Origin of the sequence: Microbacterium yannicii, assembly GCF_024055635.1 — a bacterium.
GTDB lineage: Bacteria > Actinomycetota > Actinomycetes > Actinomycetales > Microbacteriaceae > Microbacterium > Microbacterium yannicii.
Genome location: NZ_JAMXMB010000036.1, coordinates 24,786 through 49,856, shown reverse-complemented (window position 1 = coordinate 49,856; position 25,071 = coordinate 24,786). Strand labels below are relative to the sequence as shown.

Genomic DNA, 25,071 nt, shown 5'->3' with positions numbered 1-25,071 from the left:
TGCCGGGCATGGGGAAGTTCGAGCTACCTACTCGGCGTTAGCCGGAGACTAAGATCGGGGCATGGATGTCCCCATCCACGTGATCCGGTATTTCTGCGTGCTCGCCGAGGAGCTGCACTTCGGTCGCGCCGCGGAACGCCTCAGCATCACGCCCCCGTCGCTGAGTCAGCAGATCAGCCGGCTCGAGCAGCAGCTCGACGTCAAGCTGTTCGATCGCAGCCCGCGCAAGGTCGAGCTGACCGCCTACGGGCGCGACCTCCTCCCGCTCGCGCGGCGCGTGCAGGACGACCACGATCAGCTGCTCAGCTGGGGTCGGTCCGTTCGCCGGGATAGGGACGCTCCCGTGCTCAGAGTCGGGGTCGTCGCTGCCGGGGCGGGAACGCTGACCACCGCCGCGATCGCCGCCACGATGCAGGCGATTCCCCAAGCGCGCATCGAGATGCGCAGACTCGGCTTCTTCGACGTCGCCGACGAGCTGGAGGGCGGACGCGTCGACGTGGTCTTCGCTCCGTGGCCGATGGTGATGCCGCCGCGGGTGCGCGCCGAACCGCTGTGGCGGGAGGCGCGTGTGCTCGTGGTGCGCGCCGATCATCCCTTCGCCGGCCTTGAGGCGATCTCGATTCTGGAGACCGCGGACGAGATGTTCCTCTCCGTGGCCAACGGCCCGACCGAGGTCGTGAACTGGTGGCTGGTCGACCCACGACCCGATGGCAGCCGACCCAAGCGCGGACCCACCGCCGACAGCGTCGAGGGACTGCTCGAGCTCGTCGCCGCCGGCGCCGGAGTCAACATCGCGGGACAGTCGGCCAGTCAGCACTACCGACGCGACGAACTGGCGTTCATACCGATCACCGACATCGAGCCCGCGACGATCGTCCTGTGCAGCCTCAGCGACAGCCCGAACCCGATGGTCGCGTCGTTCCGCGAGACCGCTCAGTCGCTGTCGCCGCTCGTGCAGGCGACCTTTCACTGAACGGAAGCGACCTGATCTGGGGTCAGGCCGCGGGAGCCGTCGCCTTCAGCGCCTGCCACGCCTCACGGCGACGAGCCTGCTCGTCGGGGTCGGGGACGGGAGACGCCGCCATGAGCACCCGGGTGTAGTGGTTCTGCGGGTTCTGCAGGACCTCGGCTGTGGTTCCCTGCTCGACGATCCGCCCGCGGTTGAGCACGACGACGCGCTGGGCGAGGAACTCCACGACCGCCATGTCGTGGGCGATGAAGAGGTAGCCGAGGTCGGCGCCCGTCCGCAGTTCGGCCAGCAGGTTCAGCACCTGGGCCTGCGTGGACAAGTCGAGTGCGCTCACCGCCTCGTCGCAGACCACGAGCCGCGGATCCGTCACCAGCGCCCGCGCGATCGCGATGCGCTGCCGCTGGCCGCCCGAGAACTGGCGGGGATAGCGGGCGCCCGACCCCAGCGGGAGCCCGACCGCCGCCAGCGCCTCATCGGCGCGCAGGCTGCGCTCGGCGCGGGGCACGCCGGCCACTCGAAGCGGCTCCGCCAGCGCTTCGCCGATCGGGCGTCGGGGATTCAGCGATGAGTACGGGTCCTGGAACACCGCCCGCAGATCACCCTGCAGGGAACGACGCTCGGCCACGCTCGCCCGGGTGATGTTCTTCCCGTCGAACCAGATCTCCCCGCTCGTGACCGGCTGCAGACCCAGGATGGCGCGGCCGATGGTGGTCTTGCCGGACCCCGACTCGCCGACCAGCCCGAGCGTCTCGCCCCGCGCGATGGTGAACGACACGTCGTCGACCGCGGCGGCTCCCTTCTTGCCGTACCGGACGACCAGATTGCGCACTTCCAGCAGCGGTGCGGCCACCGGCTGCCGCGACGCGGGCTCAGCGATTCTCATCGTTCTCCTCCCGTGGCGACGGGCATCCGCCACTCCTCCTGGCGACCTCGCACCTCGTCGTGGCGCACGCACCGCACGGCGCCTCGACCGACCACCCGGGCTTCGAGCGGGACCGTCACGAGGCATTCGTCCTTCGCGAACCGGCACCGCGGAGCGAAGCGGCATCCACTCGTCCACGACCCGGGCAGCGGCACCTGACCGGGGATCGACGCCAGCCTCGTGGTGCTGTCGAGGTCGGGGATCGCGTGCGGGTCGGCCGCCAGCAGCGCCATCGTGTAGGGATGCTCCGGTCGCACGAGCACGTCGCGCACCGAGCCGGTCTCGACGATCTCGCCGGCGTACATGACCGAGACATCGTCGCAGATGTCGGCGACCACGCCGAGGTCATGCGTGACGAGGATGATCGACATCCCTCGCTCGGCGATGAGCCCGCGCAGCAGGTCCAGGATCTCCGCCTGGATCGTCACATCGAGAGCGGTCGTGGGCTCGTCGGCGATGAGAAGGCTGGGTCGGCCGGCGAGAGCGAGCGCGATCGCGACACGCTGCGCCATGCCCCCGGAGAGCTGGTGCGGGTAGCTCTTGAGCACGCGTGGCACATCGTTGATGCCGACGTCGCCCAGCAGCTCACCTGCGATGCGCTTGGCCTCGGGCCCGCTGACTCCGCGCAGCCGCTTCACGGCCGTCGACAGCTGCGAGCGCACCGTGAACATCGGGTCGAGGGCCCGACTGGGCTCCTGCGAGATGAAGGCGATCTCGTGGCCGCGCACGCGCTGCATCGTCTTCTCCGACGCGTGGGCCAGGTCGGCGCCGTTCCAGTCGATCCTTCCGGAGCGGACCGACAGGCCCGGCGAGAGCAGTCCGAGCAGCGCGTACGACGTGACGCTCTTGCCGCACCCCGACTCACCGACGAGGCCCATGACCGATCCGGGACGCACCCGCAGCGACACACCGGTGACGAGCGCGGGGCCTCCCTCGACGCCGATCACCAGATCTCGCACGACCAGTTCGCCCTTGACCGGCGGCGCTCCATCGCGCCCGGGATCGCCCGACCCCGTCGCCGATTCCACGACCAGCGGCGTTGCGGCATCGCCGATGTCGGCGATCGAGACCACGTCGGGCATCGCGTGCGCGCTGCGCATCGGGTCGACGTTGCTCGAGGGGATGGAGGCGTCCCCCATCATGCCGAACGCCTCGGGCGCCTCCCCGTCGGTCCGCTCCTCGGCGGGCAGGTCGTCGGAGAGAGCGGATGCCGAGATCTGGGTCACGGGCGTCTTGCTCTTCTTGCGGCGCAGCGCCACCAGAGGCGGCGGCACCGCCGTTCCGCCGGCGAGGACGTCGGCCAGAGAGTTCGCCGCGATGATCGTCAGGGCGAGGATCGCACCGGTGGGCACCATCATCCACGGCTGCTGGAAGATGAACCGCGACGCGGTCTGGATCATCCCGCCCCAGGTCGGCTCGGGCGGCTGGGGGCCGAGTCCGATGAACGCCAGGCCCGCCTGGAACCCGATGCCGACGCCGAAGAGCAGCACGAACTGCACGATGACGGTCGTCGACATGTTCGGCAGGACGTGCCGGATGCTGGCGGTCATGGGCCGCACGCCGTCCACCGCCGCCGCCTCCACGAACAGCTGCTTGTGCAGCGACTTCGCCTGGCCGAAGAGCACCTTGTACATCGCGCCGAAGAGGAGCAGACCGAACGCGATCATGACGAGCGGCATGTTCGTGCCCACCGCGGCGATGAAGGCGAGGATGATGACGGTGCCCGGCAGCGACAGGACGATCTCGCTGATCCGGTTCACCACGCCCTCGCCCCGAAGGCTGCGCGCCGCCCACAATGTGATCGGGACGGTGACGCCGATGGCGACGATCGGCACGATGATCGCGGTGAAGATCGTCGGTGCGGCCGCGGTGACCAGGCGCGACAGCAGGTCGCGACCGAGTTCGTCCGTCCCGAGCAGGTGCGCGAGCGAGGGGCCCTGCAGCACAGCGGTCAGATCCTGCTCGAGGGGGCCGTACCGCAGCCACAGCGGTCCGGTCAGCGAGGCCAGGACGAGACCGATGAGCCAGACGAGCGAGATCACGGCTGCAGGCGAGCGGAAGACGCGGATGCCGAGGCGGCGCTCCGTGCGGCGGGGGCGGACGATGGAGGTGGTGGAGACGGTCATGAGGCACGCAGCTTCGGATCGAGAGTCCGGTTGAGCACTTCCAGACCGAGGTTGACGAGAACGACGACCAGAGTCGCAACGAGCACGAGCGCCTGGACGAAGGGCAGGTCGGCCGACCCGACCGCCGCCTGCATCGCCTGCCCGATGCCCGGGAGGGCGAAGAGGACCTCGATGATGACCGAGCCGCTGAACAGGACGATGAACTGGATGGCGATGGTCGCGATGATCGGCAGGCTCGCCCCGCGCAGCGCATGCACGTAGATGATGCGGGTCGTGGGCGTGCCGATGGCGCGCAGCGTGCGCATGTGCTCCTGGGTGAGCGTCTCCGACATCGAAGCGCGCGTCTGGCGTGCGATGCCCGCCGCCGAGGTGATCGCGATCGTCACGACGGGCAGCACGAGGGATTTCGCCCACGCCGCCGGGTCGGTGGCGAAGGGGACGAACCCGGTGGCGGGAAGCAGCCGCAGCTGCACGGCGAAGACGAAGACCAGCAGGACGCCGACCCAGAACGCGGGAACGGAGAGCAGGACGCCCGAGAGTGCGGTGATGAACCGGTCAGCGGCCCCGCCGCGGACGGCGGCTGTGACGCCGAGGACGATGCCGACCACGGCGCTGAGCAGTGTCCCGAACAGCGCGAGTGCCGCCGTCACCGGAAGCCGCTTGGCGATGTCGGGCCCGATCGGGCGACCGTCGATCAGCGAGACGCCCAGGTTGCCCTGCAGCACCTGTCCCACCCACGCGAAGTACTGCTGGAGCCACGGTTCGTACCAGCCGATCGACTCGTTGTAGGCGAACACCTGCTCGGCAGTCGCTGACTGCCCGAGGGCCACACCACCCGGCGTCGAGCCGGAGACGTGCACGAGCACGAAGGCGATCCACGACGCGATCAACAGCGTCACGATCGCCCAGGCGACCCGCTTCAGAACGAAGAAGAGCATCATCACTCCCTTGCGAACCGGTGCCGGCGGTGGTGACCGCCGGCACCGGGATCAGATCAGGACGCGGGCTGGAGCGACGCCAGGAGCGGGAACGCCTCTGCGCCGGGGAAGGTCGGCTCGGCGAGCTTGGCCTCGTCGTACGCCCACGGGGCGAGCTGCTCGAAGAGCGGGATGAGCCAGCCGGAATCGACGATCGCGGAGTTGAGGTCCTGCAGTGCGGTGGCCTGCGCGTCGACGTCACCGGATCCCAGCGACGCACCGACGGCGCCCGCGGCGGCCTGGATCTCGGGGTTCTCCGCCTTGTGGAAGTTCGCGAATCCGAACAGCGCGCCGTAGACCGGGCCGAGCGGGTTCGTCCACTGGAACGGGATCGGGCCGCCGAGGGGCTCGGTCTGCACCACGGTGAACAGCTCCTCGGTGGATGCCGCGTTCTTGAGGTTCATCGTCACCCCGATGGCCTCCCAGTACGGCTGGAGCGCCTCCATGTCGCGCTGGCTGCCCTGACTGATGGTGAAGTCGAACGAGAAGCCGTCGGGGTATCCCGCCTCGGCGAGCAGGTCCTTCGCCGCGTCGGGGTCGTAGGCGTACTGCTCTTCCAGCTCGGGAACATAGCCGGGGCTGTCGGCCGGCAGCGCGTTCGCCGTCGGAACCTCGCCCGGGTGGATGGCGGCGACGAACGCCTCGCGGTCGATGGCCGTGGACAGCGCCTGGTACACGAGTGGTTCGGCCCACTGGGGTCCGAGGGCGCCCGCCTTGTCGAAGGCGATGATGTTCTGGACGGTTCCGCCGTTGGTCACGAGACCCACGCCCGCGGACTCGACCTGCGGCTGCGTTTCGGCGGCGAGGAGCGCAAGGTCGACCTCACCCGAGATGGCGGCGTTCACGCGCGCCTGAGAGTCGAGGATCGGCTTGAACTCGTAGGAGTCGAAGGGGTAGTCGTCGGCATCCGGATCGTCCTCCTTCTTGACGAGCAGGTAGGAGTTGCCCTTGACGGTGGCATCGGAATCCACCGTCAGGGGACCGGAGCCGTCGGGGGCGGAATCGAGGCTGCCCCGATCTGCCGCACCCGTCGGGCCGACGATCATGCCGGCGGGGGAGACGAGGTTCGACTCGAAGCCGGGCTTGGGAGCCGCGAACTGCAGCGTGACCGTGTCCTCGTCCACGACGACGACGTCGGTGATCTCGTTCTGGCCACCTGTCGCGAAGGCCGAGTAGCCGCTGAGGTCGGGATCGCCCCGCGAGTCGAGGTTCTGCTTCACGAGATCTGCGCTGAGCGTGGTTCCGTCGGTGAAGGTGGCGCTCGTGTCGAGATCGAGAGTCAGCTGCGTCTGGTCCTCACTGTACTCGAAGTTCGTCACCAGCTGCGGAACGACCTTGCCCTCCTGGTCGAGCACGAACAGCGAGTCGTAGATGCCCTCGAAGAACATGCGTTGGCCGCTGCCGTAGCGGATGGGGTCGTAGCCGAAGGCGGCCTGATCCGAGTCGGTGGCGATGATGAGCTTCGCCGTGTCGGCGGCCGCGCCGCTCTCCGACGTGCTGCTGCCACCGCCCGAGCAGGCACTGAGGGCAAGCGCTGTGACGGCGACGGCGGCAACCGCCCCGGCGCCGCGTGCTGTGATGAATCGGGACATCGGATCTCCTGTGATCGGTGTGGTGGTGCGGACTTCGCTGTCGCGGACCGTGGTCGGGAAACCGGTCCTGTGTTCAGAGTGACCCGCGAGGGGCTGTTTGGCCATTCGGATTCGGACGCCGACGCATTAGCGAGCGCCTAACGTCCACCCCGGCGGTGGCGTTAACTCAGTGAAACATGCTTTCATGGAGCGAAGCACTTTACCGAGGCCGACCGGCCGACCAGGACGTGCAGGACGCAAGGAGGCGGAGTGAGCGGTCAGGAATCGACATCCATCGCGGTGGAGTTCCTCCGCGCCCACCTCGCTGAACCGAAAGGCGCATCATGACCGCAGACACTTTTCCCGAAGGCTTCCTCTGGGGCGTCGCCACCGCCGGACATCAGAACGAGGGCGACAACGTCCACAGCGACACCTGGTTCCTCGAGAACGTGACGCCCACCGTCTTCCAGGAGCGCTCCGGCAAGGCCACCAACGGGTGGGAGCTGTGGGAGTCCGACCTCGACCTCGTCGCCGGGCTGGGCCTGAACGCCTACCGCTTCTCCGTCGAGTGGGCACGCATCGAGCCGGCCGAGGGTGAGTTCTCGCAGGACGCTCTCGCCCACTACGAGGATGTGATCGACGGATGCCGCGCCCGCGGGCTCGCGCCGATCGTGACGTTCAACCACTTCACGTCGCCCCACTGGTTCGCAGCACGCGGCGCGTGGCTCGACCCCGAGGCGCCGGAGCTGTTCGCCCGGTACTGCGGAGTCGTCATGGACCGCTTCGGAGATCGCATCGCCCTCGCCGTCACCTTCAACGAGCCCGACCTCCCCGAGATGCTGACGTGGGCCCACCTCCCCGAATTCGTCGCCGAGCTGGAGCGTCAGACGCTCGAGGCCGCCGGGCGGGAGGCCGGCGTCGAGACGTACCGCGCCGGCAACGTGATGCTGCGCGAGGACTTCGCCGGCATGCGCGCCGGCATGACATCCGCCCACCGCGCCGGCAAGGCGGCCATCAAGGCCCGTCGCCCCGACCTGCGCGTCGGGCTCTCGCTCGCGATGGTCGACGACGTCGCCGGGCCGGGCGGAGAGGCTATGCGCGACCGCAAGCGCTCCGAGGTGTACGAGCACTGGCTCGAGCTCGCCCGGGACGACGACTTCGTCGGCGTCCAGAACTACGAGCGCATCGTCTACGGCCCCGACGGCCAGCTTCCGCCCGAACCCGGCGCGAACCTCAACGGCATGGGCACCGCCGTCGAGCCCGACTCGCTGCGCGGTGCCGTCGAATACGCCTACTCGGTCGCCGGCGTTCCGATCCTCGTCAGCGAGCACGGCGTCGGCACGCCGGATGACAGCATCCGCGCCGCCTTCCTGGAGCCCTCGCTCGGGGGACTCGCGCAGGCGATCGCCGACGGCGTGCCGGTGATCGGCTACTGCCACTGGACGCTGATGGACAACTTCGAGTGGATCTTCGGCTACGGCCCCCAGCTCGGCCTGCACAGTGTCGACCGCGAGACCTTCGAGCGCACGGCCAAGCCCAGCGCCGACGTGTACCGCCGGCTCGTGGAGCGGTTCCGCTCTGCGGACTGAGCGCGTCCGGTGCCGGTCCTGCGCCCCGGCATCGGACCGCGAACCGCCCCTTCGGTGGGGCATCAACGCCATCGATGCCCTCGATCACCGAATAGATCTTCACTGATCTCCGCCGACGCCCTTCAATGAAGGTGGAGTCAAAGGAGATTTCAATGACGAAGCCCAACCTCGAGGTCGCCCAGACGACTTCTCGACGCGCCGGAGCCTGGCAGGCAACCCTCCTGCTGGCCGGCAGCTGCATGCCCGTGATGGGGTCCGTCCTCATCACACCCGTCCTGCCCCAGCTGTCGGAGCATTTCGGCGACCAGCCGGGTGCCGACGTGCTGGTGCCGATGATCGTCGCGATCCCGGCGCTGATGATCGCGATCTTCGCGCCGTTCGCGGGGCAGATCATCGACCGCACCGGTCGCAAGACCCTGCTCGTCGTGGCGATGTTCGCCTACGCCGTGGCCGGCACGGTGCCGGCGTGGCTCGACAACCTGACCGGCATCCTCATCAGTCGCGCCTTCGTGGGCCTGTTCGAGGCGGCCATCATGACGGTCTGCACGACGCTCATCGTGGACTACTTCCACGAGGAGCACCGCCGCAACCGGTACCTCAGCCTGCAGACCGTCGCCACCACCCTCGGCGCGACGGTGTTCATCGCCCTGGGCGGCGCGGTCGGCTCGGCGGGCTGGCATGCCCCGTTCTGGATCTACGCGATCGCGATCCCGATCGCCGTAGCCATGGTGTTCTCGCTGTGGGAGCCCGGCCGCGGCGACTCGACGGATCTGCACGTGCCCACCGGCGAGAAGGCACGGGTGCCGTGGCGCATCCTCGGCCTGCCGCTCGTGGTCACCGTCTTCGGCGGTTTCACGTTCTATGTCATGGTGATCGAGGTGAGCTACCTCGTCGTCGGCACGGGCGTCTCGGCCGACGACACTGCCACGATCGGCCTGGTCGCCGCGATCGCCTCGCTCGCCACGGCCGCCGGCGCCTTCACGTTCCCGCGGATCGCGAAGGCCGGCACCCGGCTCCAGCTGCCCCTGGCGTTCGGACTGCAAGCCGCGGGCATGATCATCGTGTGGATCTTCGGCGGCTTCCCCGGCGTCCTTGTCGGCGCGATCGTCGCGGGCTACGGCTCCGGCATCCTGCTCCCCACGCTCGTCACGTGGGTGGTCTCGCGGACACGCTTCGAGGAACGCGGCCGCGCGACCGGCTGGTGGACCGCCGCCTTCTTCTTCGGGCAGTTCGTCACGCCGCTGCTCATGGGCGCGCTCACGGGGGGCGCCCACGCGCCCCTTCCCGTCGCCGTGGGCATCGTCGGCATCGCGGCTGCGATCGTCGCCGTGATCCTCGCCGTCGCCCTGCGCCGGCAGCAGCCCGCGCCCGCGCCGGCCGCCTGATCGACGCGAGAGGGCCGGATCGTCCGTGGACGATCCGGCCCTCCCTCTTTCGTTCGTCAGGCGGTGGCGACGGCGTGGCGGCTCGAAGATTGCAGGGAGCGGAGGCCACGCCCAGCGCGGTGCACCCTCAGGCGATGGCCGGCCGAGTCTCGACCGCACCCGCGGGCTCGTCGGACAGGCGACCCTGCGGCAGCAGCACAGCGGCGATGATGCCGAGCGCATACACGGCCGCGAGCGCGAAGAAGACGGGTGCGAACACGTCGCGGTAGATGCCCGCGACGACGTTCTGGACCGCGGGCGACGCGGCCTGCACCAGTGCGGGCGTCAGGGTCGCGGCATCCATCGCCGAAGGCAGCAGTGCGGCCACGCCGAAGCCGATGACCCCGCCGATGATCGCGGTCGTCACGGTGGAGCCGACCTGACGGACGATGTTGACGCTCGCCGTGACCGCCCCGACGTCGCTCGCCGGTGCCGCGCTCTGCACGACGGCGACGATGAGGCTCATGAACGCGCCCGTCCCGAGGCCGACGACGGCCATGACGACCATCGGGACCCACAGCGGCATGCCTCCCGGAAGGACGGCCATTACCAGCAGGCCGACGGCGCCGAGCGTCGTGCCGAGGATGGGGTACACGCGGTAGCGGCCGGTGCGGCTCGCGAGGAAACCGCTCAGCAGGTTGCTCACGAGCATCCCGAAGACGGTCGCGATCGGGACGAGCCCCGAGACCGTCGCGGTGGTGCGGTACGCCATCTGGACGTACGTCGGCAGGTACGCCGTGATCGAGAACAGGCCGATGCCGATGATCGCCGAGAGCGCCGTTCCCGCCGCGATCGTGCGGTCGGAGAAGAGCCGCAGCGGCACGATCGGCTCCGCGGCCCGCCGCTCGACGAAGAAGAACGCCGCCAACGACAGCACCGCGACGACGAGGGAACCGACCGCCGCGATCCGCGCGGCCGGATCGGCGAACCAGGTGACGGCCAGTACGACCGCGACGAGCGCGACGCTGAAGGTCGCGGCACCCGCCACGTCGAATCGGCCGCGCGCGCCGCCCTCGATGTGCGGCACGGCGATGAGGGCGAGCACGAGCGCGGCGACGCCCACCGGGACGTTGATCCAGAACACCCACGGCCAGCCCCAGTAGTCGGTGATGAGTCCTCCGACCAGCGGGCCCACCAGGATCGCGATCGGGAACGCCGCACCGATCACGGCCATGTACTTCGGCCGCTCGCGGGGCGTGGTCACCTTGGCGACGATCGTCTGCGACATCAGTTGCACGCCGGCCGAGCTCGCGCCCTGGATCATGCGCGCGACGACGAGCCACGTCATGTCCGTGGCGAAGCCGCACAACAGCGATGCGATCAGGAACGCGACGAGCGACGTATGGAAGACGGCACGCGGGCCGACGACGTCGCCGAGCTTGCCGAAGACGGGGAGCAGCACGGTGCTGGCGAGCGTGTAGCCCACGACGACCCAGCTCATGTGCTCGAGGGCGCCGAGCTCACCGGCGATCGTCGCGAGCGACGTCGAGACGACGGTGTGATCGAGCGCGCCGAGGAAGCCGGCGGCGAGCAGGGAGGCGACGAGGAGCCGTGTTCTGGCGGGAGAGAGTGGCATGCGCGGGGTGCCCGACCGATCGGGCCGTCGACGCGACCTGGTGTGCCCCGTCCGCAGCTTCACGGACGAGAACGAGTTCGGCAGAACCCCGACGCCACATCCATTCTACGCACACTTCAGCGCTTTTCCGACAAAAGCGCTGCGAACCGACCGCGTCGCCGGGGTCGGGGAACGGTCGCTGCCTCAGTGCGTCACTGCTCCTCGCGACGCCGCAACCGCGGGCGCGGGCGCGCCGGCGGCACGACGGGCGCGGGCACCGCGGCACCCACGACGCCGACGAGCTCGCCGATGCCCTCGACGACCATGCGCACCTCGTCACCCTCTGCGAGCGGCGGCGGCACCAGGCCGCCGTTGCGGCCCCACAGCTCGCCGAGGCATCCGCCGTTGCCGACGGTGCCGCTGCCCAGCACGTCGCCGGGCACGACCCGCGAGTTGCGCGACGCGTAGGCGACGAACTCCGGGAAGGGCCAGCCGGCGTTCGACACCAGGTCTTCGCCGGTCAGCTCGCCGTTGATGTACACCTCGGCGCGGATCGCGAGGAACCCGTCGGCGTCGAGGTAGGGCTCCAGCTCATCGGCCGTGACGATCCACGGGCCGAGGGCGGTGCCGAAGTCCTTGCCCTTCGCCGGCCCGAGGCGCACCTTCATCTCGCGACCCTGCAGGTCGCGCGCGGACCAGTCGTTCATGATCGTGTAGCCGAAGATGACGGATGCCGCGTCCTCGACCGTGAGGTTCGACCAGCCGGTCGCCGAGCCCGGCTCCCCGGTCGCTGAGCCCGGCTCCCCGGTCGCTGAGCCCGGCTCCCCGGTCGCTGAGCCCGGCTCCCCGGTCGCTGAGCCCGGCTCCCCGGTCGCTGAGCCTGTCGAAGCGCCGATCACCACCGCGACCTCGAGCTCGAAGTCCAGGCGCTCGGTGACGGGCGGCTGCAGCACGTCGTCGGGACCCAGGATCGTGTGCGGGTTCGTGAAGTAGAACGTCGGTGCCTCGTACCATTCGTCGGCGACGTGGCTCTTGCCTTCCACTCCGGCGCTCACACCCTCGACGTGCTCCTCGAAGGCGACGAAATCGCGGACGGATGCCGGGACCACCGGCGCAAGCAGCCGCACACTGTCGAGCGGGGTGCCGGCCTCGCCGTGGACGCGCCCGAATGCCGCGTGCGCGGCATCCCGTCCCCCGGCGAGGATGTCCGCGACGGTGGCGCCCTCCGGGAAGGCGACGACACGGTCGTCGATGACGAAGCCCTCGCCGACGATGTTCTCATGACTCCAGCGGGCGATTCTCATGACGCTCCTCTCCTGCCGTCCGCCGGTCAGGCGTGGCACTCCAACGGCCGTGCGCCGTTGTACTCGTACATGTCCTGCCAGGCCGAGGGGATGTCGGGCTGGCCGCCCTCCGCCTCGGCGAGGGCGCGGTGCAGGTTGCCCACGATCCGCTCGCGCTCAGCGAGCCCCGAGAAGCGGCCGAGATCCAGCCCGCGCGCCGCTTCGAGTGGCGAGAGGCCCCGCGCGCGGGCATCGGCGGCGACGTCGATGAGGAACCGCAGGTAGTCGGCCACCGGAGCGAACAGTTCGGGTCCGCCGACCGGCCCGTGCCCGGGGACGACGGTCTCCGGCTCGAGCGCCGCCATCTGCTCGAGGGCGCGCAGCCAGCCGGCAGGCGACCCGGAGAGCGCGAACGGCGTGCCGCCGTGGAACACCAGATCGCCGGTGAAGAGCACCCGCTCTTCGGGAAGCCACACGTACGAGTCGCCCGTGGTGTGGGCGGGGGTGCCCGGATGCCGCACCTCGATCCGTCGCCCTTCGGGCGCGATCGTCAGGGCGTCGTCGAACACGACGGTCGGGATCCGCGGGCTGACGTCGCCCTGCACGAACGGCTCGAAGATGTGCGGAGCGAGCCGGTGCGGGGCGCGCAGGTCGTCGGCGACCCGACGGTGCGCGATGATCTCGGCATCCGTCAGCAGCGACGCGCCGTTGCAGTGATCGGGGTGGGAGTGCGTGAACACCACCCGGCGGATCGGCGACGATGCCGCGTGCGCCGCGGCGTCGAGATAGGCCTGCGTCCGGGCGGCGGTCGAGGCGACGTCGATGCTCGTGGCACCGCTCGCGTCATCCACCAGCCCCGTGTTGTTGATCATCCAGCCGCCGTCCGGCTGGACGTACGCCCACACGCCGTCGGCAAGCCGCTGCAGCTGCGGTGAGTCGGTCATGCGGCACTCTCCTTCGAGAAACGGGGCAACGTGAGCAGGATGATCGTGGCCACCACCATCATCGACGCCGCCGTGATGAGCGGCACGCTGTAGCTGCCGGTGGCGTCGTATGCGAAACCCGCCGTGACGGGACCGAAGGCGCTGCCGATCATGAACACGCTGTAGACGATGCTGTACAGCGTGCCGAACGCGCGGGGGCCGAAGTACCGCGAGCTGAGGAAGCCCATGAGGTCGATCTCGGCGCCGAACCCGATGCCGATGAGCAGCGCGGTCAGCGGTGCGGCGCTCGGGCCCGCCCACAGCAGCAGGAGGCAGCCGAGCGCGGCGGCGAGGAAGAGCGGCACGGCGACGTACGTGGCGTAGAACCGGTCGAAGAGCCAGCCGATGAGCGGCCGCGCGATGACGGTACCCACCCCGACCAGCGAGGACAGGAACGCGGCCTGCACGGGGTCGACGCCCGAGTCGATGAGCAGCGGGACGAAGTGGGGCACCATCGTCAGCAGCGCCCAGCCGAGCAGGAAGAAGACGACGCAGAGGCTCCAGAACGCCCGGTTGCGCAGGGCTGCCGCGACGGTGAGGCCCGGAAGCGTCGAGCGATCGACCGCCTGCACGGCGGCCGGTGCGCTGAGCCGGGCGAAGAACACCAGCACGAACGGCAGCGCGCCGAGCAGAGCCATCGTCAGGTACGCGGCACGCCAGCCGCTGTCGGCGATGACGACGCCCATGAGCGGCGGGAGGAAGAGGCCGGCCGCGCCCAGGCCGCCGGCGACGATGCCGAGCGCGATGCCGCGGCGCCGGTCGAACTTCTCGACGACGGCCTTGGAGTAGGTCACCGCCGAGGTTCCCGCGCCCAGGATGCCCGCGAGCGCGTAGAACACCAGGAACGTCGGCAGGCTCGTGGTGAACAGGCCCAGCAGGACGAGCATGAGCACGAAGAGCGGGATGGAGATGACCGCGACGCGCTTGACGCCGAAGCGGTCGAGGAATCGGCCCACGAACGGAAGGGCCGCGGCGAGGCCCAGCGAGCTCATGAGCGAGGCGAGGTTGATCTCACCTCGGCCCCACCCGAACTCCGCCTGCAGCGGCACGACCATCGTGCCGAGGATGTAGCCCAGCGAGCTGAGCCCTACGGCTGCGCCGATGGTGCTGAAGACGAGCGTCGGCCATCCGCGCCGGAATTCGCCGGTCGCTGCCGCCGTGCCCGTGTGGTCTGAAGTGATGGTCTCTGCCATGAGTGCGGTGCTTCCTTCGACGGTGAAGACGGATGCCGCGGCCCGAGGCCGGCGGCGATCCCTGGTGTTCAGAGGTGTGGTGTGGCGGCCCCGTGCCGCTGGGAGCCGTTCGCGTGCCCGGCGATCCTCATGCCGGCACCTTGGCGGCCAGGAGCGCCTCGGCGTTGCCGCTGAGGATGCGGGCGGTGATCTCGGCCGGCAGGCCGGCGTCGCGCACGAACGCGACGGGGTCGTCGAGGCCCATGTCGAACGGGAAGTCGCTGCCCAGCAGCACGCGCCCGCCGCCGGCGGCCTCGACAAGGTGCCGGAGCGCCACCGGATCGTGCACGACGGTGTCGAACCACAGCTTCTTCAGGTAGCTCGACGGCTCGTGCGCGCAGCCGTGCGCCTCGGGGCGCACGCGCCATGCGCGGTCGGAGCGGCCGATCGCGAACGGCAGATAACCGCCGCCGTGGGCCGCGACGATCTTGAGGCCGGGGTGGCGATCGAGGACGCCGGCGAAGATCAGGTGCGACAGCGCGACCGCGTTCTCGGTCGGCTGGCCCACCGTGTTCGATAGGTAGAACCGGTCGAGCCGCTCGTCGAGCGAGCAGCCGAACGGATGCAGGAACACGACGCAGCCGAGCTCGGCGGCCCGTGCCCAGAACGGCTCGAGGCGCTCGTCCGACAGTTCGACGTCGCCGGCGAACGACGAGATCTCCACGCCGGCGAGTCCGCGCCCGAGCACCGCGTCGTCGAGGTACTCGACGATGCGCGACGGGTGCTGCAGCGGCACGACGCCGAGGCCCGTGAGCCGGTCCGGCGCCTGCGCGACGTGCTCGGCGATGAGGCGGTTGGTCTCCATGGCGACCCACACCGCCAGGCCTTCGGGCGCCCACGGGTAGAAGTGGTTCGGCGACACGCTGACCCACTGCCTGTCGACGCCCTGTTCGTCCATCGCGGCCAGCCGCGCGTGCACGTCGGTGAGCTTCGGGATCCGTGCGCCGACCATGGCGCCGGAAGCCTTCAGGCTCTCGATGCCGTTGCGACGACGCTCGAGGTCTGCCGCTTCGGCGACGAGCTCGGGCGCGCGCCGCTCGACCTCGGCCTGCACCGACGGCAGCAGCAGGTGCGCGTGGACGTCGGTGGCGCTCATGCCGGCTCCGCCATCTTCTGCGCGATGCCGAAGATCAGGCCGCCGGCGTCCGCGTCGCGGTCGCCGTCGATCTGCCACTGGCCGAGCTGCACGGATGCCTCGACCACGGCCGTCGCACGCGGCAGCCGTCGTGCGTGGAACTCGTCCCACAGCGTCTGGTCGACGGCATCCCGTCCGACCAGCAGCTCGGTGAGGACGAACGCGTCCTCCAGCCCCTGTGCCGCGCCTTGGGCGATCGTCGGCGGGCACGAGTGCGCGGCATCCCCGATGATGACGACCCGGCCGCGGTTCCAGGGAGCCGTCACGACGTGCTTCGTGAACCACGTGTAGTTGGCGTGCGCGCCCTTCTCGAGGTCGGCACGGATGCTGTTCCACGGGCCGCCGTAGGCCCGCGACTCGTCGAGCATGATGCGGGTGGCCTCCTCGTCGGACACCCCGAAGCGGTCCTGGGCCTTCTCGACGAGGAATGCGTACATCGTGTCGTCACCGGTGGGCGTGTAGCCCGCGATGTAGACCGGACCGCCGTAGTAGAGCTCGCTGCGCTGGACATCGGCCGGGCGCGAGACGAAGGTGCGCCAGATGCCCATGCCCGTCGGCTGCGGCTTCTCGTCGATGCCGATCAGATCGCGCACCGTGGAGTGGAGCCCGTCGGCGCCGATGAGAATGTCGTACTCCCCCGCGCTCTCGCCGTCGACCGACACCTCGACGCCGCTCTCGCGCTCGTCGATGGCCGTGACCTTCGTTCCGAACCGGAGGTTCACGCCGGCCCGCTGCGCGTGCGCCAGGAGGATCTGCGCGAGCGCGGGGCGCGGCATCCCCATCGCCGCCGGATAGTCCGGCCCACCCGTCTTGACGTCGGGCAGCTCCGCGACGATCGGGGCGTCGGGACCGGGCGCCCGCAGATTCAGCCCCTCGAAGGGATAGCCGGCGGCACGGATGTCGTCCCACGCGCCGAGGGCATCGAAGACGCGCAGGGCGTTGCCCTGCAGCGAGATGCCCGAGCCCAGAGCGCTCAGCTCGGGCTTCGCCTCGTAGAGGTCGACGTGCACGCCGGCCTTGGCGAGCTGGATGGCGGCGGCGAGCCCGGTCACTCCGGCGCCGGCGACGGCGACCTTCCGTACTGCGGTCATGAAAGAACCTCTCTGTTCTTGAGGGTGTTCGGGTGGGTCTAGAGGAGGGGGACGGGATCCGCGATGCAGCGCACCACCTGGGCGCCGAGACCCTGGATCGTGCCGGTCATGACGTCGCCGTCCCGGAGGAACCGCTTCCAGTGCTGCCCGTTGCCGGCGGGGCTGCCTGTGAGCAGGATGTCGCCGGGCAGCAGCGGCATGGTCTGCGAGGCGCCCGAGACCAGTGCGGGGATGTCGAACAGCAGGTCGCTGGTCGAGGCATCCTGCATCACCTCGCCGTTCAGTTCGAGCCGCACGTCCAGGTCGGCGCCGTCGACGAAGCGAGCCGGCACCAGGAACGGGCCGGTCGGCAGGAAGCCGGGCGCGTTCTTGGCGCGGTACCAGTCGGTGCCGATCTCCTTCATGTCCTTGCGGAAGACCAGGTCCCGGGTCGTGATGTCGTTGGCGATCGTGTAGCCGGCGACGTGGTCGAGGGCGTCCTCGCGCGAGACGCGGAACGCCTCGCGGCCGATCACGACGGCGAGCTCGAGCTCCCAGTCGTGCACGTCGCTGTAGGCGGGCAGCGCGAGCGGCACGTCGTCGCCGACCACGCATGCGGGCAGTCCGATGAAGAAGTACGGCTCGCCGTTCGCTGCGCGGTCGTCCATCATCTTCGCCGCGAATTCGCGCGCTTCGTCCGGCGTGCGGTCCGAGTTGTTCGTGAGCCCGGCCGCCACCAGCTCGATGACGTGCTGCCGGTAGTTCGCGCCGGTCTGCAGCACCTGACGCGGCTCGACCGGAGCCGTCAGCGTGACGTCGGCCAGCGGCATCCATCCGTCGACAGGCTCGGGCGACGAGGCTGACTCCGCGAGAGCAGCGAGCCGGTCCCAGTCGGGCGCGGCGAGGAAATCGTTGAGGGATGCCGCGCCCAGCTGTTCGGGCGTGAGCGGACGGATGCGGTCGTGGGCGACAAGGCCCAGACGCACGGATTCGCCCTGCCGGTAGCGGGCGAGGGCGAAGGGGGCGGTCGGGCCGTGCGACGTCGTCGTCATATCTGCTTCCTGGTGGATCGGATGGTGCGACCGGGGCGGCGCAGTCGGCTGCGCCGCCCCGGTCGGGTCTCAGCCCTGGCCGTGCCGGGCGTAGGGGTTCAGCAGGGCGTCCTTGATCTCGTCGGGCACGCCCTCTTCGGTCGCGGACGGGCCGTCGGCCGGCGGGAACGACTCTGTCATCGACATCGGCATCGCGCTGTTGCGGTAGAAGTTGTTCGAACCCTGCGACGGCTTCCAGGTGTTCGCCTCCCAGTCGGGCACGTAGTTGCGGTAGCCGCCGGTGTTGAGCTCGATGCGCAGGCTCGAGGGCTCCCGGTAGTACAGGAAGTTCTGCTCGCCGATGCCATGGATCGACGGGCCGTACTCGATCGGGATGCCGTTCTCCATGAGCACGTCCGCCGCGATGAGCAGCTCCTCACGCGTGTCGACCCAGAAGGCGTAGTGGTTGACGCGGCCGGCCCGGCTCGAGCCGTCGAGCACGACACCGAGGTCGTGCGACTTCTCGTTCGTGGTGAGCACCGAGAACACCGAGATCGGCGCCTCGTCGAGCACGGTGCGGGCCATGAAGCGGAAGCCGAGCACATCGACGTACCACTTCACGAACGCGTCGACGTCGCTCGTCGCGACGGTGACGTGGTCGAGCTGACGCGGGGCGCCGGCGACCTTCGAACGCTTCTCGGGACGATCCGGGTAGATCGAGGCGGTCTGGCCCGCCGCCTGGTGACGGGTGACGTCCCAGTGCAGCGTCATCGAGTGGCCGAACGGGCCGGTGAACCGGTAGGCGCGGCCGATGTGGGGCACATCGTCGAGCCATTCGCCCTCGATGCCGGCGGCCTCGACGCGCTTGGCGGCCTCGTCGAGCGCCTCGGCGCTCGAGGTGCGCCAGGCCATCGTCGCCAGCGACGGCTCGTCGCCGGGCAGCACGACGACCGAGTAGGCGTAGTAGTCGCCCCAGCAGCGGAGGTAGACGGCTCCATCGATCCGGTCGACGACCGTGAGGCCGACCTGTTCTTCGTAGAACCTGACCGAGGCTTCGACGTCGGGCGAGGTGATCGCCACATAGGACAGGTGGGACAGCAGCTTGATCATCTTCGATCGGTTCCTTTCTCAAGGGGCCGGTGTCCATCTGGGAACTGCCCCGCACTCTACTTTCGCGTGGCGGCGCTTATCCAGGAAGCCGATTCTGGCTATGCAGGGAATCAGCACCGTTTATGGCGCCGACGAGCACTGCGGCGAGCGCATCGTCGTGACGGAGGTCGGTGAGATCGCTGCTCTCGGCTCCGCCGACGGTGTCGATCGCCCGGCGCAGCGCGACACGACGGCGCGATTCGTACCGCGCGGGCAGGCGGCGCGCTCCCGACGCGGAGCTGATCACGACCGCTGTTGCACCGGACCCGTCCACGACCACCTCGGTGCGCTCGGGGCCGACCGCCAGTGCCCGCAGTCGCGGCGCAGCGGACGCATCCGCCAAGACGGTGGCGACGAGTGTGGCAGCACGCGCGCCCGCCGGAGATCGGTCGTCGGTGCGCATCAGCGCGATGACGCCGTGCTCGCCCGCGCGCACGGCGTCGATGGACAGTTCACCGCCGCTCAGCACGCGCAGCCAGCCGACCGCGTCCCGCACCGCCTCGGCCAGATCGGCCGCGGTCGCCGAGCACTCGACCGTGAAGAGCGCGGCATCGACGGCGACATCACCGGGCATGTCGTCGGGACAAAGCCGCTCCCGGTCGACGATCACAGGAGTCCCGGGCGGGATCGAGGTGCCGGCGCCGGACGGCGGGTCCGCGAGCACGACGGCCGCCGCAGGCGGCAGCACGCCGCCTTCCCGCCAGCGCCCGCCGCCGATCACCGCGATCGCTGCGTCCGCCGCAGGGGCCGCGCGAGCGCGCAACGGCAGCTCGGCGATCGCGACCCGGTAGGGCGCGAGGTCTGTCCACACCCCGATCACGCTGCCATCGCCTCTCGCACGGCGTCGGCCGCGGCATCCGCCAGATCGATCGCATAGCGTGCATCCGCCAGCAGCTCGTCGTACTCGACCACCTCGACCCCGTCGAGGGTCGCAGCGAGCGCCTCCCACTCGGCGACGTACCCGTCCCCCGCGAAGCGCGGATACTCGATCACGCGCCCCTCGATGTCGCGGACGCGCACGAGCGCGCTGCCGTCGTGGGTGAACGCGGGCCGGAACTCCACCTCGAGCTCGTCGAGCGAGGTGCCGATCGTCATGCGCCACAGGGCGTCGGCGCCGCCCGGCAGCATCACGGCGTTCAGCTGCACCAGCACCCCACCGGCGACGAACCCGACCGCATAGCCGATCGGCGCGATCGGGCGTGCGTAGACGACCTCCTCGAACCGCGGCGCCAGATCCCGGACGATCGGCAGGTCGTGCACGCCGAGACCGATGACCAGCTGTCGTACGACGGATGCCGCGACCTCCGGGTCCCGCCCATCCGGACGCGGCCGCGCCGGGGGTCTGCCGGCGGGCGTCAGTTCGGTGACGAGTTCGTGGTAGCGGCTGTTCGGCGGCAGCGCGACCGTGATCGCCACGGTGCGGACCCGGCCGCCGTGTGCGACGAGATGGTGCTTCGCGCTGATCCACCCCGGATCGAAGAGGTGGTTGGTGCCGACGATCAGCGCCGTGCCGGCAGCGCGGCACTCCTCGATCACCGCCTCTGCGTCGTCGTGAGTGAGCGCGAGGGGCTTCTCGCAGAGGATCGCCCGCTTGCCGGCCGCGACGGCCGCGCGCACCTGCGCAGCGTGCAGGTGAGGCGGGCTGCAGATCGCCACGGTCTCCACCCTGGGGTCGGCGAGCAGGTCCGCATCGCCGACGGAATGGGCCGCCCCGGTGCGCGCCGCGAGTGCCGACGCGCTGCCGCTGCCGCCGTCCGAGACGTGGACGACTTCGAACCGGTCCGCGAGGCGCGCCAGCGTCGGCAGGTGCAGGGCCGACACTCCCGGTCCCGCTCCGATGACGCCGACGCCGCTGCGCATCCGATCTCCCTTGATCCGAAGTGCTGCCCGGCGATTCCCGCTCGGCTTCGGCACTTACGCATCAAGCGTACCTAAGTCTTGCCATGTCCGACCATAGAGGCGGTTTATGTACGCATTCAAGGCACTGAGTTGTGTCAAGATCGACCATGGCCAGCGAATCCACCCTCCGTTTCGGCGCGCAGACCGACGAAGTCACCAGCCTCCTGCGAATCGTCAACATGGTGCGTCGCGGTGAGGCGTCGACCCGTCCCGAGATCGGACGCGTCACCGGTCTGGGTCGCGGCGTGGTCACACAGCGGGTCGATCAGGCCATCGCGATGGGCTACCTGCAGGACGGCGAGTTCGGGCCGTCTTCAGGCGGACGCGCACCGCGCACCCTTCGCTTCCGCGCCGAGCAGGGACGGATCCTGGTGTGCGCGCTCGGCGCGCTCCACATCCACATCGGCATCGCCGCGCTCGACGGCGATGTCGAGGACCATATCGATCAGGAGTGGGACATCGCCCGCGGGCCGGCGGAGACGCTCGACACGGTCATGGCGATGGTCGACGAACTGCTGGGCCGCAACGCCGAAGTGCCGGTGTGGGCGGTGACCGTCGGAGTTCCGGGGCCGGTGGACTTCGACAGCGGCCGGCCCGTGGCCCCGCCGATCATGCCCGGCTGGAACGGCTTCGACGTGCGGCGGCGGTTCGAGCAGCGCTTCGACGCGCCGGTCTGGGTCGACAACGACGTCAATCTGCTGGCGTTCAGCGAGCGGGCGCGCCGAGGCGATGACCGACTGGACCTCATCTACGTCAAGGTCGGCACAGGTATCGGCGCAGGCCTGCTCTCGCAGGGACACGTCCACCGGGGCGCCAACGGCGCCGCCGGCGACATCGGCCACGTGCGCGTCCGCGATTCCGAGGAGCAATGCCGGTGCGGCAAGATCGGCTGCCTTGAAGCGGTGGCCGGCGGCTGGGCCCTGGTCCGCGATGCCGAGGCGGCGATCGCCGACGGCGCGACCGGCGCCCTCGCGCGTGCCGCGGACGCGGGAGAGCCGGTGAACCCGGAGCGCATCTCGATCGCCGCGGAGAACGGGGACGCGCTCGCGATCTCTCTGATCCAGCGCTCCGCGCGCGTGATCGGCGAGTCGGCGGCGACGCTGGTCAACGTGTTCAACCCCAGCTTCATCGTCATCGGCGGCGCGGTGGCGTCCGCGGGCGAACTGTTCCTGGCGGAGGTCCGCCAGCGCGTGTACGAGCTGTCGCTGCCCCTTGCGACCCGCGATCTGACGATCGTCAACTCCGCCAACGACGTGCGGGAGCCGATGCGCGGTGGCGCAGAGCTCGCGCGCGAGCAGCTGTTCGACGTCACCTTCCCGCGCTGGTTCGCGGGGGGACGACCGACGATCGAGAGCATCCGCGGTACGGTTGGCTGACTTATTTCGATATTCGACATAAGCGTGTAAGGTCGGCTCAAAAGTCCTCGAGACGGAAGAGCACCGATGACACTTGGCACGCTGCGCGATGATGCGCTGACCACGACGCCTGGCGGGTTCCGCGTGCGCCTGTCGCTTCCGTGGATCCGCTCGCTGCCGCTGTGGAGCGTGCGCGACCTCGATGTCGCCGTGGACGGCTTGCCGGTCCAGGGGCTGACGTGCGTACTCGGCGAGCGGTCGGTGCCGCGCTGCGAGCTGTCGGCGGAGCAGGGCTGGTGGTTCCTGCAGGATCGTCTCACGCTCGAAGCACCGACGATGCTCGCCTCCGGCTCCCACAGGGTCGCCGTCTCCTTCTCGCTCGCGGTGCCGTACCTGCAGGCAGGTCCCGACGGACCGCTGACGCTGCCGTTCCGCATCGAACGGGCGCTGGAGCTCGATGCCGGTCCGGAGCACGGGGACATGCCGACCACCGGCGCGAAGACCGCCGATCGCCCGGCTTCTCCCCCGCAGCCCGGCCTCGACCCCGAGTGGACCCTCGCGGCGAGTGCCTTCAACTGGACACCCGAGGTCGTCCGCGCTGATCGCCCCGCGACCGACATCGCCGTCGACATCGTGGCAGACGGCATCGCCGAGGTGGTCGAGCTCGAGCCCGGACAGTTGTGGCGGTCCTTCCCACAGACGACGGATGCGGAGGCGGAAGAGCTGCGCGATCGCCTGGCCGCCGCCGGAGGCAGGGTGAGCATCGTGGGTGCGAGCCTCGATGACTGGGCGTCGCCGACGCGACGGCGCCCCGACACCGAGCGCCTGGACTTCCTGCTGCCGCAGCTGCATGCCGCGCAGCGCGTGGGCGCGGAGGGCGTGCGACTGCCGGCAGGCCAGGCAGGTCCGGCGCTGCTCGGACGCCTGCTGCCACACCTGCACGACCTCGGCCTGACCCTGTACGAAGAGGTGCAGGGTCAGCAGACGCCGTCCTCGCCGGAGCACGCCGCGGCGTACGACGCCGTCGTTGAAGTCGGCGATGCGCGCGTGCGGCTGCTCCTCGACATCAGCATGCTGATGCCGGCACTGCCCGTGTCGTACCTCGAGCGGCTCGAGGCGGGCGGCATCCCGTCCGAGCTCGTCGCGCGGCTCCGCGACGACTGGCGGGATCCGGCGACGCACGCAGCCGTCGTGACGCTGCTGCGAACGGGCGGGGTGCCTCCGACCGTTCAGACGCTCTACATGAACCTGCTGGTGAGATTCGGTCGGTCGGATGCCGCCGACCTGCGCGGGATGCTGCCCCTGGTCGGTGCCGTTCACCTGAAGTTCTGGGACCTCGATGACGTCGACGGGCGGGTCTCGCGCCCGATCCACGAGCTCGCGCGCGAACTCGCGCCGACGGGTTTCTCCGGCACGCTCTGCAGCGAGTGGGGCGGCCACGAGTGGCTCGATGACGACCCCGCAGTCATGACCTCGGCCCACCTCGCACTCGCGCGGTCCGCGCTCGCGCAGGGCGCGGCATCCGTTCTCGCGCTCTGAACAACCGCGTTCGCGCGCTCAGAAGGTCGGGACCGGTTCCGGGGCGGCGGGCGTCTCGATGCGGAACACGGGGACCTTGCGCTCGGGTTTCACGATGTACACGCGTCCTGTGGGTGAGGCCCATTGAATCGCGCCGCCCGAGCCGGCGATCTGCGTGACGATCCAGTCGCTGTTGTCTTTGACGAGGTGGTGGCCTTTGCAGAACGGGGCGTTGTTGTCGAGGCAGGTGTGGCCGCCGTCCGCCCACCGGATCTGATGATCGATCTCGCACCGCGAGGCGGGTATGCCGCAGCCGGGTGCCATGCACCGGTCGGCGCGCCACTTCACCAGCTTCCGCAATCCTGACGGAGCGTTGTAGCGGTCCCGGCCGACGGAGAGGACCATCCCGGTTTCGGGGTGGGTGAGTACCCGCATCCACTTCGCGTCACCGCCGCAGAGTGCCCGCGCCCGGGACAGCGGGATCGGGCCGATACCTTCCACCACCGGCGGATCGCACCCCTTCGCCGCGCCTTCGTCGAGCAGCGCGAGCGCGGGGACGGTGACGACGACGGTCGCGCGGATGCCGCGCGCCTCGGGAGGTATCGCGTCGGTGGTGCCGTCGATGAGCAGATCGCACACGACGTCCGCGCGCACTTGGTCCAACGTCCGGGTCTCCCCTTCGCGACCGGCGATGGTCTGGGCGATCGCGGTGGCGCGACCGTGGATGGCATGGAGCTCCACCAGCGGCGCGTACACACTCAGGGTGCCCATCCCGTCGACCCCCGGCTCCACCCAGATCCGCCGGGTCTTCACCGCGTCCTGGTGGCGTGCCTCCAACGTGGCGGCCTGCACGGTGTCGATCAGGGTGCGCAGCGCGCGCCGGAACGACCCCACCGGTTCGCTACCCGCCAGGACGACCGCCCGATCGATGATCTGGTCGTGGAACTCAGCGGGGACCTGGTCGATCGCCTCGACGAACACTTCCGCGTGCTTCTCGGTGATCCGCCCCGCCGACAGCGCGTCCCACATGGCCGGGTACCGGCAGGTCAGAGCGTCGGCGAGGAGGATCAACCGGCCCGCCGCGTACTCGGTGATCCGCATGGCCGCGGCCAGCTCCAACCGGATCGACCGTTCCACCAGATCCCGCACCCCGACCCCACGACCCACGGTCTCGGCCAGCTGTTCCTGCCGCATCCCCTGAATGCGGAGTAGCCGTTGCGCCGCGAGCACGGACATCATCGTCGCCGTCTCGGTCACCAGATCCAACGCGTCCGGCACGAAG

20 protein-coding genes are annotated in these 25,071 nt (G+C 70.0%); 5 read left to right on the top strand and 15 right to left on the bottom strand.

Translation table 11 applies throughout. From position 1 onward, the window contains the following. Nucleotides 1-61: 61 nt before the first annotated feature. Nucleotides 62-973 carry a LysR family transcriptional regulator gene (locus NCG93_RS14745; RefSeq protein WP_194412524.1) on the top strand — a complete coding sequence of 304 codons (912 nt, stop codon included), beginning with the start codon at nucleotides 62-64 and terminating at the stop codon, nucleotides 971-973. Nucleotides 974-995: 22 nt separating this feature from the next. Here NCG93_RS14745 and NCG93_RS14740 read toward each other — a convergent pair whose 3' ends face one another. Genes NCG93_RS14740 through NCG93_RS14725 form a run of 4 tightly spaced genes read right to left on the bottom strand, consistent with a single transcriptional unit; the run spans nucleotide 996 to nucleotide 6,587 of the window. Beyond that, on the bottom strand, nucleotides 996-1,853 hold the full coding sequence (locus NCG93_RS14740; RefSeq protein ID WP_194412523.1) for an ATP-binding cassette domain-containing protein: 858 nt from the start codon (nucleotides 1,851-1,853) through the stop codon (nucleotides 996-998). Next, nucleotides 1,850-4,018 carry a dipeptide/oligopeptide/nickel ABC transporter permease/ATP-binding protein gene (locus NCG93_RS14735; protein ID WP_194412522.1) on the bottom strand — a complete coding sequence of 723 codons (2,169 nt, stop codon included), beginning with the start codon at nucleotides 4,016-4,018 and terminating at the stop codon, nucleotides 1,850-1,852. Before NCG93_RS14735 ends, NCG93_RS14740 begins: the two co-directional genes overlap by 4 nt. Continuing rightward, a complete protein-coding gene (locus NCG93_RS14730) occupies nucleotides 4,015-4,956 on the bottom strand; it encodes an ABC transporter permease (RefSeq protein WP_241741569.1) in 942 nt (313 codons plus the stop codon). The genes NCG93_RS14735 and NCG93_RS14730 overlap by 4 nt, the downstream gene beginning before the upstream one ends. A gap of 56 nt (nucleotides 4,957-5,012) precedes the next feature. Next, on the bottom strand, nucleotides 5,013-6,587 hold the full coding sequence (locus tag NCG93_RS14725; RefSeq protein ID WP_194412520.1) for an ABC transporter substrate-binding protein: 1,575 nt from the start codon (nucleotides 6,585-6,587) through the stop codon (nucleotides 5,013-5,015). Nucleotides 6,588-6,910: 323 nt separating this feature from the next. Between NCG93_RS14725 and NCG93_RS14720 the strand changes: the two genes are divergently transcribed. Together NCG93_RS14720 and NCG93_RS14715 are read left to right on the top strand one after the other, a co-directional pair. After that, nucleotides 6,911-8,155 (top strand): glycoside hydrolase family 1 protein, encoded by a 1,245-nt coding sequence (locus NCG93_RS14720; RefSeq protein WP_194412519.1) that lies wholly within the window; start codon nucleotides 6,911-6,913, stop codon nucleotides 8,153-8,155. Between the two features lie 152 nt (nucleotides 8,156-8,307). Next, entirely contained in the window at nucleotides 8,308-9,540 is a 1,233-nt protein-coding gene (locus NCG93_RS14715; RefSeq protein ID WP_194412518.1) for an MFS transporter, read from the top strand. Nucleotides 9,541-9,667: 127 nt separating this feature from the next. On the opposite strand, the gene NCG93_RS14710 is transcribed toward NCG93_RS14715, so the two are convergent. The 10 genes from NCG93_RS14710 to NCG93_RS14665 form a co-directional block, all read right to left on the bottom strand. Next, nucleotides 9,668-11,155 (bottom strand): MFS transporter, encoded by a 1,488-nt coding sequence (locus NCG93_RS14710; RefSeq protein ID WP_194412517.1) that lies wholly within the window; start codon nucleotides 11,153-11,155, stop codon nucleotides 9,668-9,670. Between the two features lie 191 nt (nucleotides 11,156-11,346). After that, on the bottom strand, nucleotides 11,347-12,438 hold the full coding sequence (locus NCG93_RS14705) for a fumarylacetoacetate hydrolase family protein (RefSeq protein ID WP_194412516.1): 1,092 nt from the start codon (nucleotides 12,436-12,438) through the stop codon (nucleotides 11,347-11,349). A 26-nt stretch (nucleotides 12,439-12,464) separates the two neighbouring features. Continuing rightward, nucleotides 12,465-13,361 carry an MBL fold metallo-hydrolase gene (locus NCG93_RS14700; RefSeq protein WP_194412515.1) on the bottom strand — a complete coding sequence of 299 codons (897 nt, stop codon included), beginning with the start codon at nucleotides 13,359-13,361 and terminating at the stop codon, nucleotides 12,465-12,467. Further along, nucleotides 13,358-14,593, bottom strand: coding sequence for an MFS transporter (locus tag NCG93_RS14695; protein ID WP_194412514.1), 1,236 nt, complete (start codon nucleotides 14,591-14,593; stop codon nucleotides 13,358-13,360). Before NCG93_RS14695 ends, NCG93_RS14700 begins: the two co-directional genes overlap by 4 nt. Nucleotides 14,594-14,720: 127 nt before the next feature. After that, the gene (locus NCG93_RS14690) at nucleotides 14,721-15,728 is read right to left on the bottom strand and encodes an amidohydrolase family protein (protein ID WP_194412513.1); all 1,008 of its coding nucleotides are present in this window, start codon (nucleotides 15,726-15,728) and stop codon (nucleotides 14,721-14,723) included. After that, nucleotides 15,725-16,858, bottom strand: a complete 1,134-nt coding sequence (locus NCG93_RS14685; protein WP_194412512.1) for an FAD-dependent monooxygenase — start codon at nucleotides 16,856-16,858, stop codon at nucleotides 15,725-15,727. The genes NCG93_RS14690 and NCG93_RS14685 overlap by 4 nt, the downstream gene beginning before the upstream one ends. A gap of 38 nt (nucleotides 16,859-16,896) precedes the next feature. Continuing rightward, nucleotides 16,897-17,889 carry a fumarylacetoacetate hydrolase family protein gene (locus NCG93_RS14680; protein WP_194412511.1) on the bottom strand — a complete coding sequence of 331 codons (993 nt, stop codon included), beginning with the start codon at nucleotides 17,887-17,889 and terminating at the stop codon, nucleotides 16,897-16,899. A 69-nt stretch (nucleotides 17,890-17,958) separates the two neighbouring features. Further along, a complete protein-coding gene (locus NCG93_RS14675; protein ID WP_194412510.1) occupies nucleotides 17,959-18,978 on the bottom strand; it encodes a VOC family protein in 1,020 nt (339 codons plus the stop codon). A 76-nt stretch (nucleotides 18,979-19,054) separates the two neighbouring features. Next, nucleotides 19,055-19,837: a hypothetical protein gene (locus tag NCG93_RS14670; protein WP_194412509.1), complete on the bottom strand. Its 783-nt coding sequence runs from the start codon at nucleotides 19,835-19,837 to the stop codon at nucleotides 19,055-19,057. Beyond that, nucleotides 19,834-20,877, bottom strand: a complete 1,044-nt coding sequence (locus NCG93_RS14665; protein ID WP_194412508.1) for a Gfo/Idh/MocA family protein — start codon at nucleotides 20,875-20,877, stop codon at nucleotides 19,834-19,836. The genes NCG93_RS14670 and NCG93_RS14665 overlap by 4 nt, the downstream gene beginning before the upstream one ends. A gap of 146 nt (nucleotides 20,878-21,023) precedes the next feature. Between NCG93_RS14665 and NCG93_RS14660 the strand changes: the two genes are divergently transcribed. Continuing rightward, on the top strand, nucleotides 21,024-22,292 hold the full coding sequence (locus NCG93_RS14660) for an ROK family protein (protein ID WP_194412507.1): 1,269 nt from the start codon (nucleotides 21,024-21,026) through the stop codon (nucleotides 22,290-22,292). Between the two features lie 66 nt (nucleotides 22,293-22,358). Further along, nucleotides 22,359-23,810: a hypothetical protein gene (locus NCG93_RS14655; RefSeq protein WP_241741568.1), complete on the top strand. Its 1,452-nt coding sequence runs from the start codon at nucleotides 22,359-22,361 to the stop codon at nucleotides 23,808-23,810. An 18-nt stretch (nucleotides 23,811-23,828) separates the two neighbouring features. Here NCG93_RS14655 and NCG93_RS14650 read toward each other — a convergent pair whose 3' ends face one another. Continuing rightward, nucleotides 23,829-25,067 carry an HNH endonuclease signature motif containing protein gene (locus NCG93_RS14650; RefSeq protein WP_252787566.1) on the bottom strand — a complete coding sequence of 413 codons (1,239 nt, stop codon included), beginning with the start codon at nucleotides 25,065-25,067 and terminating at the stop codon, nucleotides 23,829-23,831. Between the last annotated feature and the right edge of the window lie 4 nt (nucleotides 25,068-25,071).

Excerpts from the sequence above, each read along its gene's own strand:
- NCG93_RS14725 (WP_194412520.1), bottom strand. The coding sequence starts at position 6,587 with ATGTCCCGATTCATCACAGCACGCGGCGCCGGGGCGGTTGCCGCCGTC.
- NCG93_RS14705 (WP_194412516.1), bottom strand. The coding sequence starts at position 12,438 with ATGAGAATCGCCCGCTGGAGTCATGAGAACATCGTCGGCGAGGGCTTC.
- NCG93_RS14695 (WP_194412514.1), bottom strand. The coding sequence starts at position 14,593 with ATGGCAGAGACCATCACTTCAGACCACACGGGCACGGCGGCAGCGACC.
- NCG93_RS14675 (WP_194412510.1), bottom strand. The coding sequence starts at position 18,978 with ATGATCAAGCTGCTGTCCCACCTGTCCTATGTGGCGATCACCTCGCCC.
- NCG93_RS14655 (WP_241741568.1), top strand. The coding sequence starts at position 22,359 with ATGACACTTGGCACGCTGCGCGATGATGCGCTGACCACGACGCCTGGC.
- NCG93_RS14680 (WP_194412511.1), bottom strand. The coding sequence starts at position 17,889 with ATGACGACGACGTCGCACGGCCCGACCGCCCCCTTCGCCCTCGCCCGC.
- NCG93_RS14745 (WP_194412524.1), top strand. The coding sequence starts at position 62 with ATGGATGTCCCCATCCACGTGATCCGGTATTTCTGCGTGCTCGCCGAG.
- NCG93_RS14740 (WP_194412523.1), bottom strand. The coding sequence starts at position 1,853 with ATGAGAATCGCTGAGCCCGCGTCGCGGCAGCCGGTGGCCGCACCGCTG.
- NCG93_RS14715 (WP_194412518.1), top strand. The coding sequence starts at position 8,308 with ATGACGAAGCCCAACCTCGAGGTCGCCCAGACGACTTCTCGACGCGCC.
- NCG93_RS14720 (WP_194412519.1), top strand. The coding sequence starts at position 6,911 with ATGACCGCAGACACTTTTCCCGAAGGCTTCCTCTGGGGCGTCGCCACC.
- NCG93_RS14690 (WP_194412513.1), bottom strand. The coding sequence starts at position 15,728 with ATGAGCGCCACCGACGTCCACGCGCACCTGCTGCTGCCGTCGGTGCAG.
- NCG93_RS14735 (WP_194412522.1), bottom strand. The coding sequence starts at position 4,018 with ATGACCGTCTCCACCACCTCCATCGTCCGCCCCCGCCGCACGGAGCGC.
- NCG93_RS14700 (WP_194412515.1), bottom strand. The coding sequence starts at position 13,361 with ATGACCGACTCACCGCAGCTGCAGCGGCTTGCCGACGGCGTGTGGGCG.
- NCG93_RS14710 (WP_194412517.1), bottom strand. The coding sequence starts at position 11,155 with ATGCCACTCTCTCCCGCCAGAACACGGCTCCTCGTCGCCTCCCTGCTC.
- NCG93_RS14660 (WP_194412507.1), top strand. The coding sequence starts at position 21,024 with ATGGCCAGCGAATCCACCCTCCGTTTCGGCGCGCAGACCGACGAAGTC.
- NCG93_RS14665 (WP_194412508.1), bottom strand. The coding sequence starts at position 20,877 with ATGCGCAGCGGCGTCGGCGTCATCGGAGCGGGACCGGGAGTGTCGGCC.
- NCG93_RS14685 (WP_194412512.1), bottom strand. The coding sequence starts at position 16,858 with ATGACCGCAGTACGGAAGGTCGCCGTCGCCGGCGCCGGAGTGACCGGG.
- NCG93_RS14730 (WP_241741569.1), bottom strand. The coding sequence starts at position 4,956 with ATGCTCTTCTTCGTTCTGAAGCGGGTCGCCTGGGCGATCGTGACGCTG.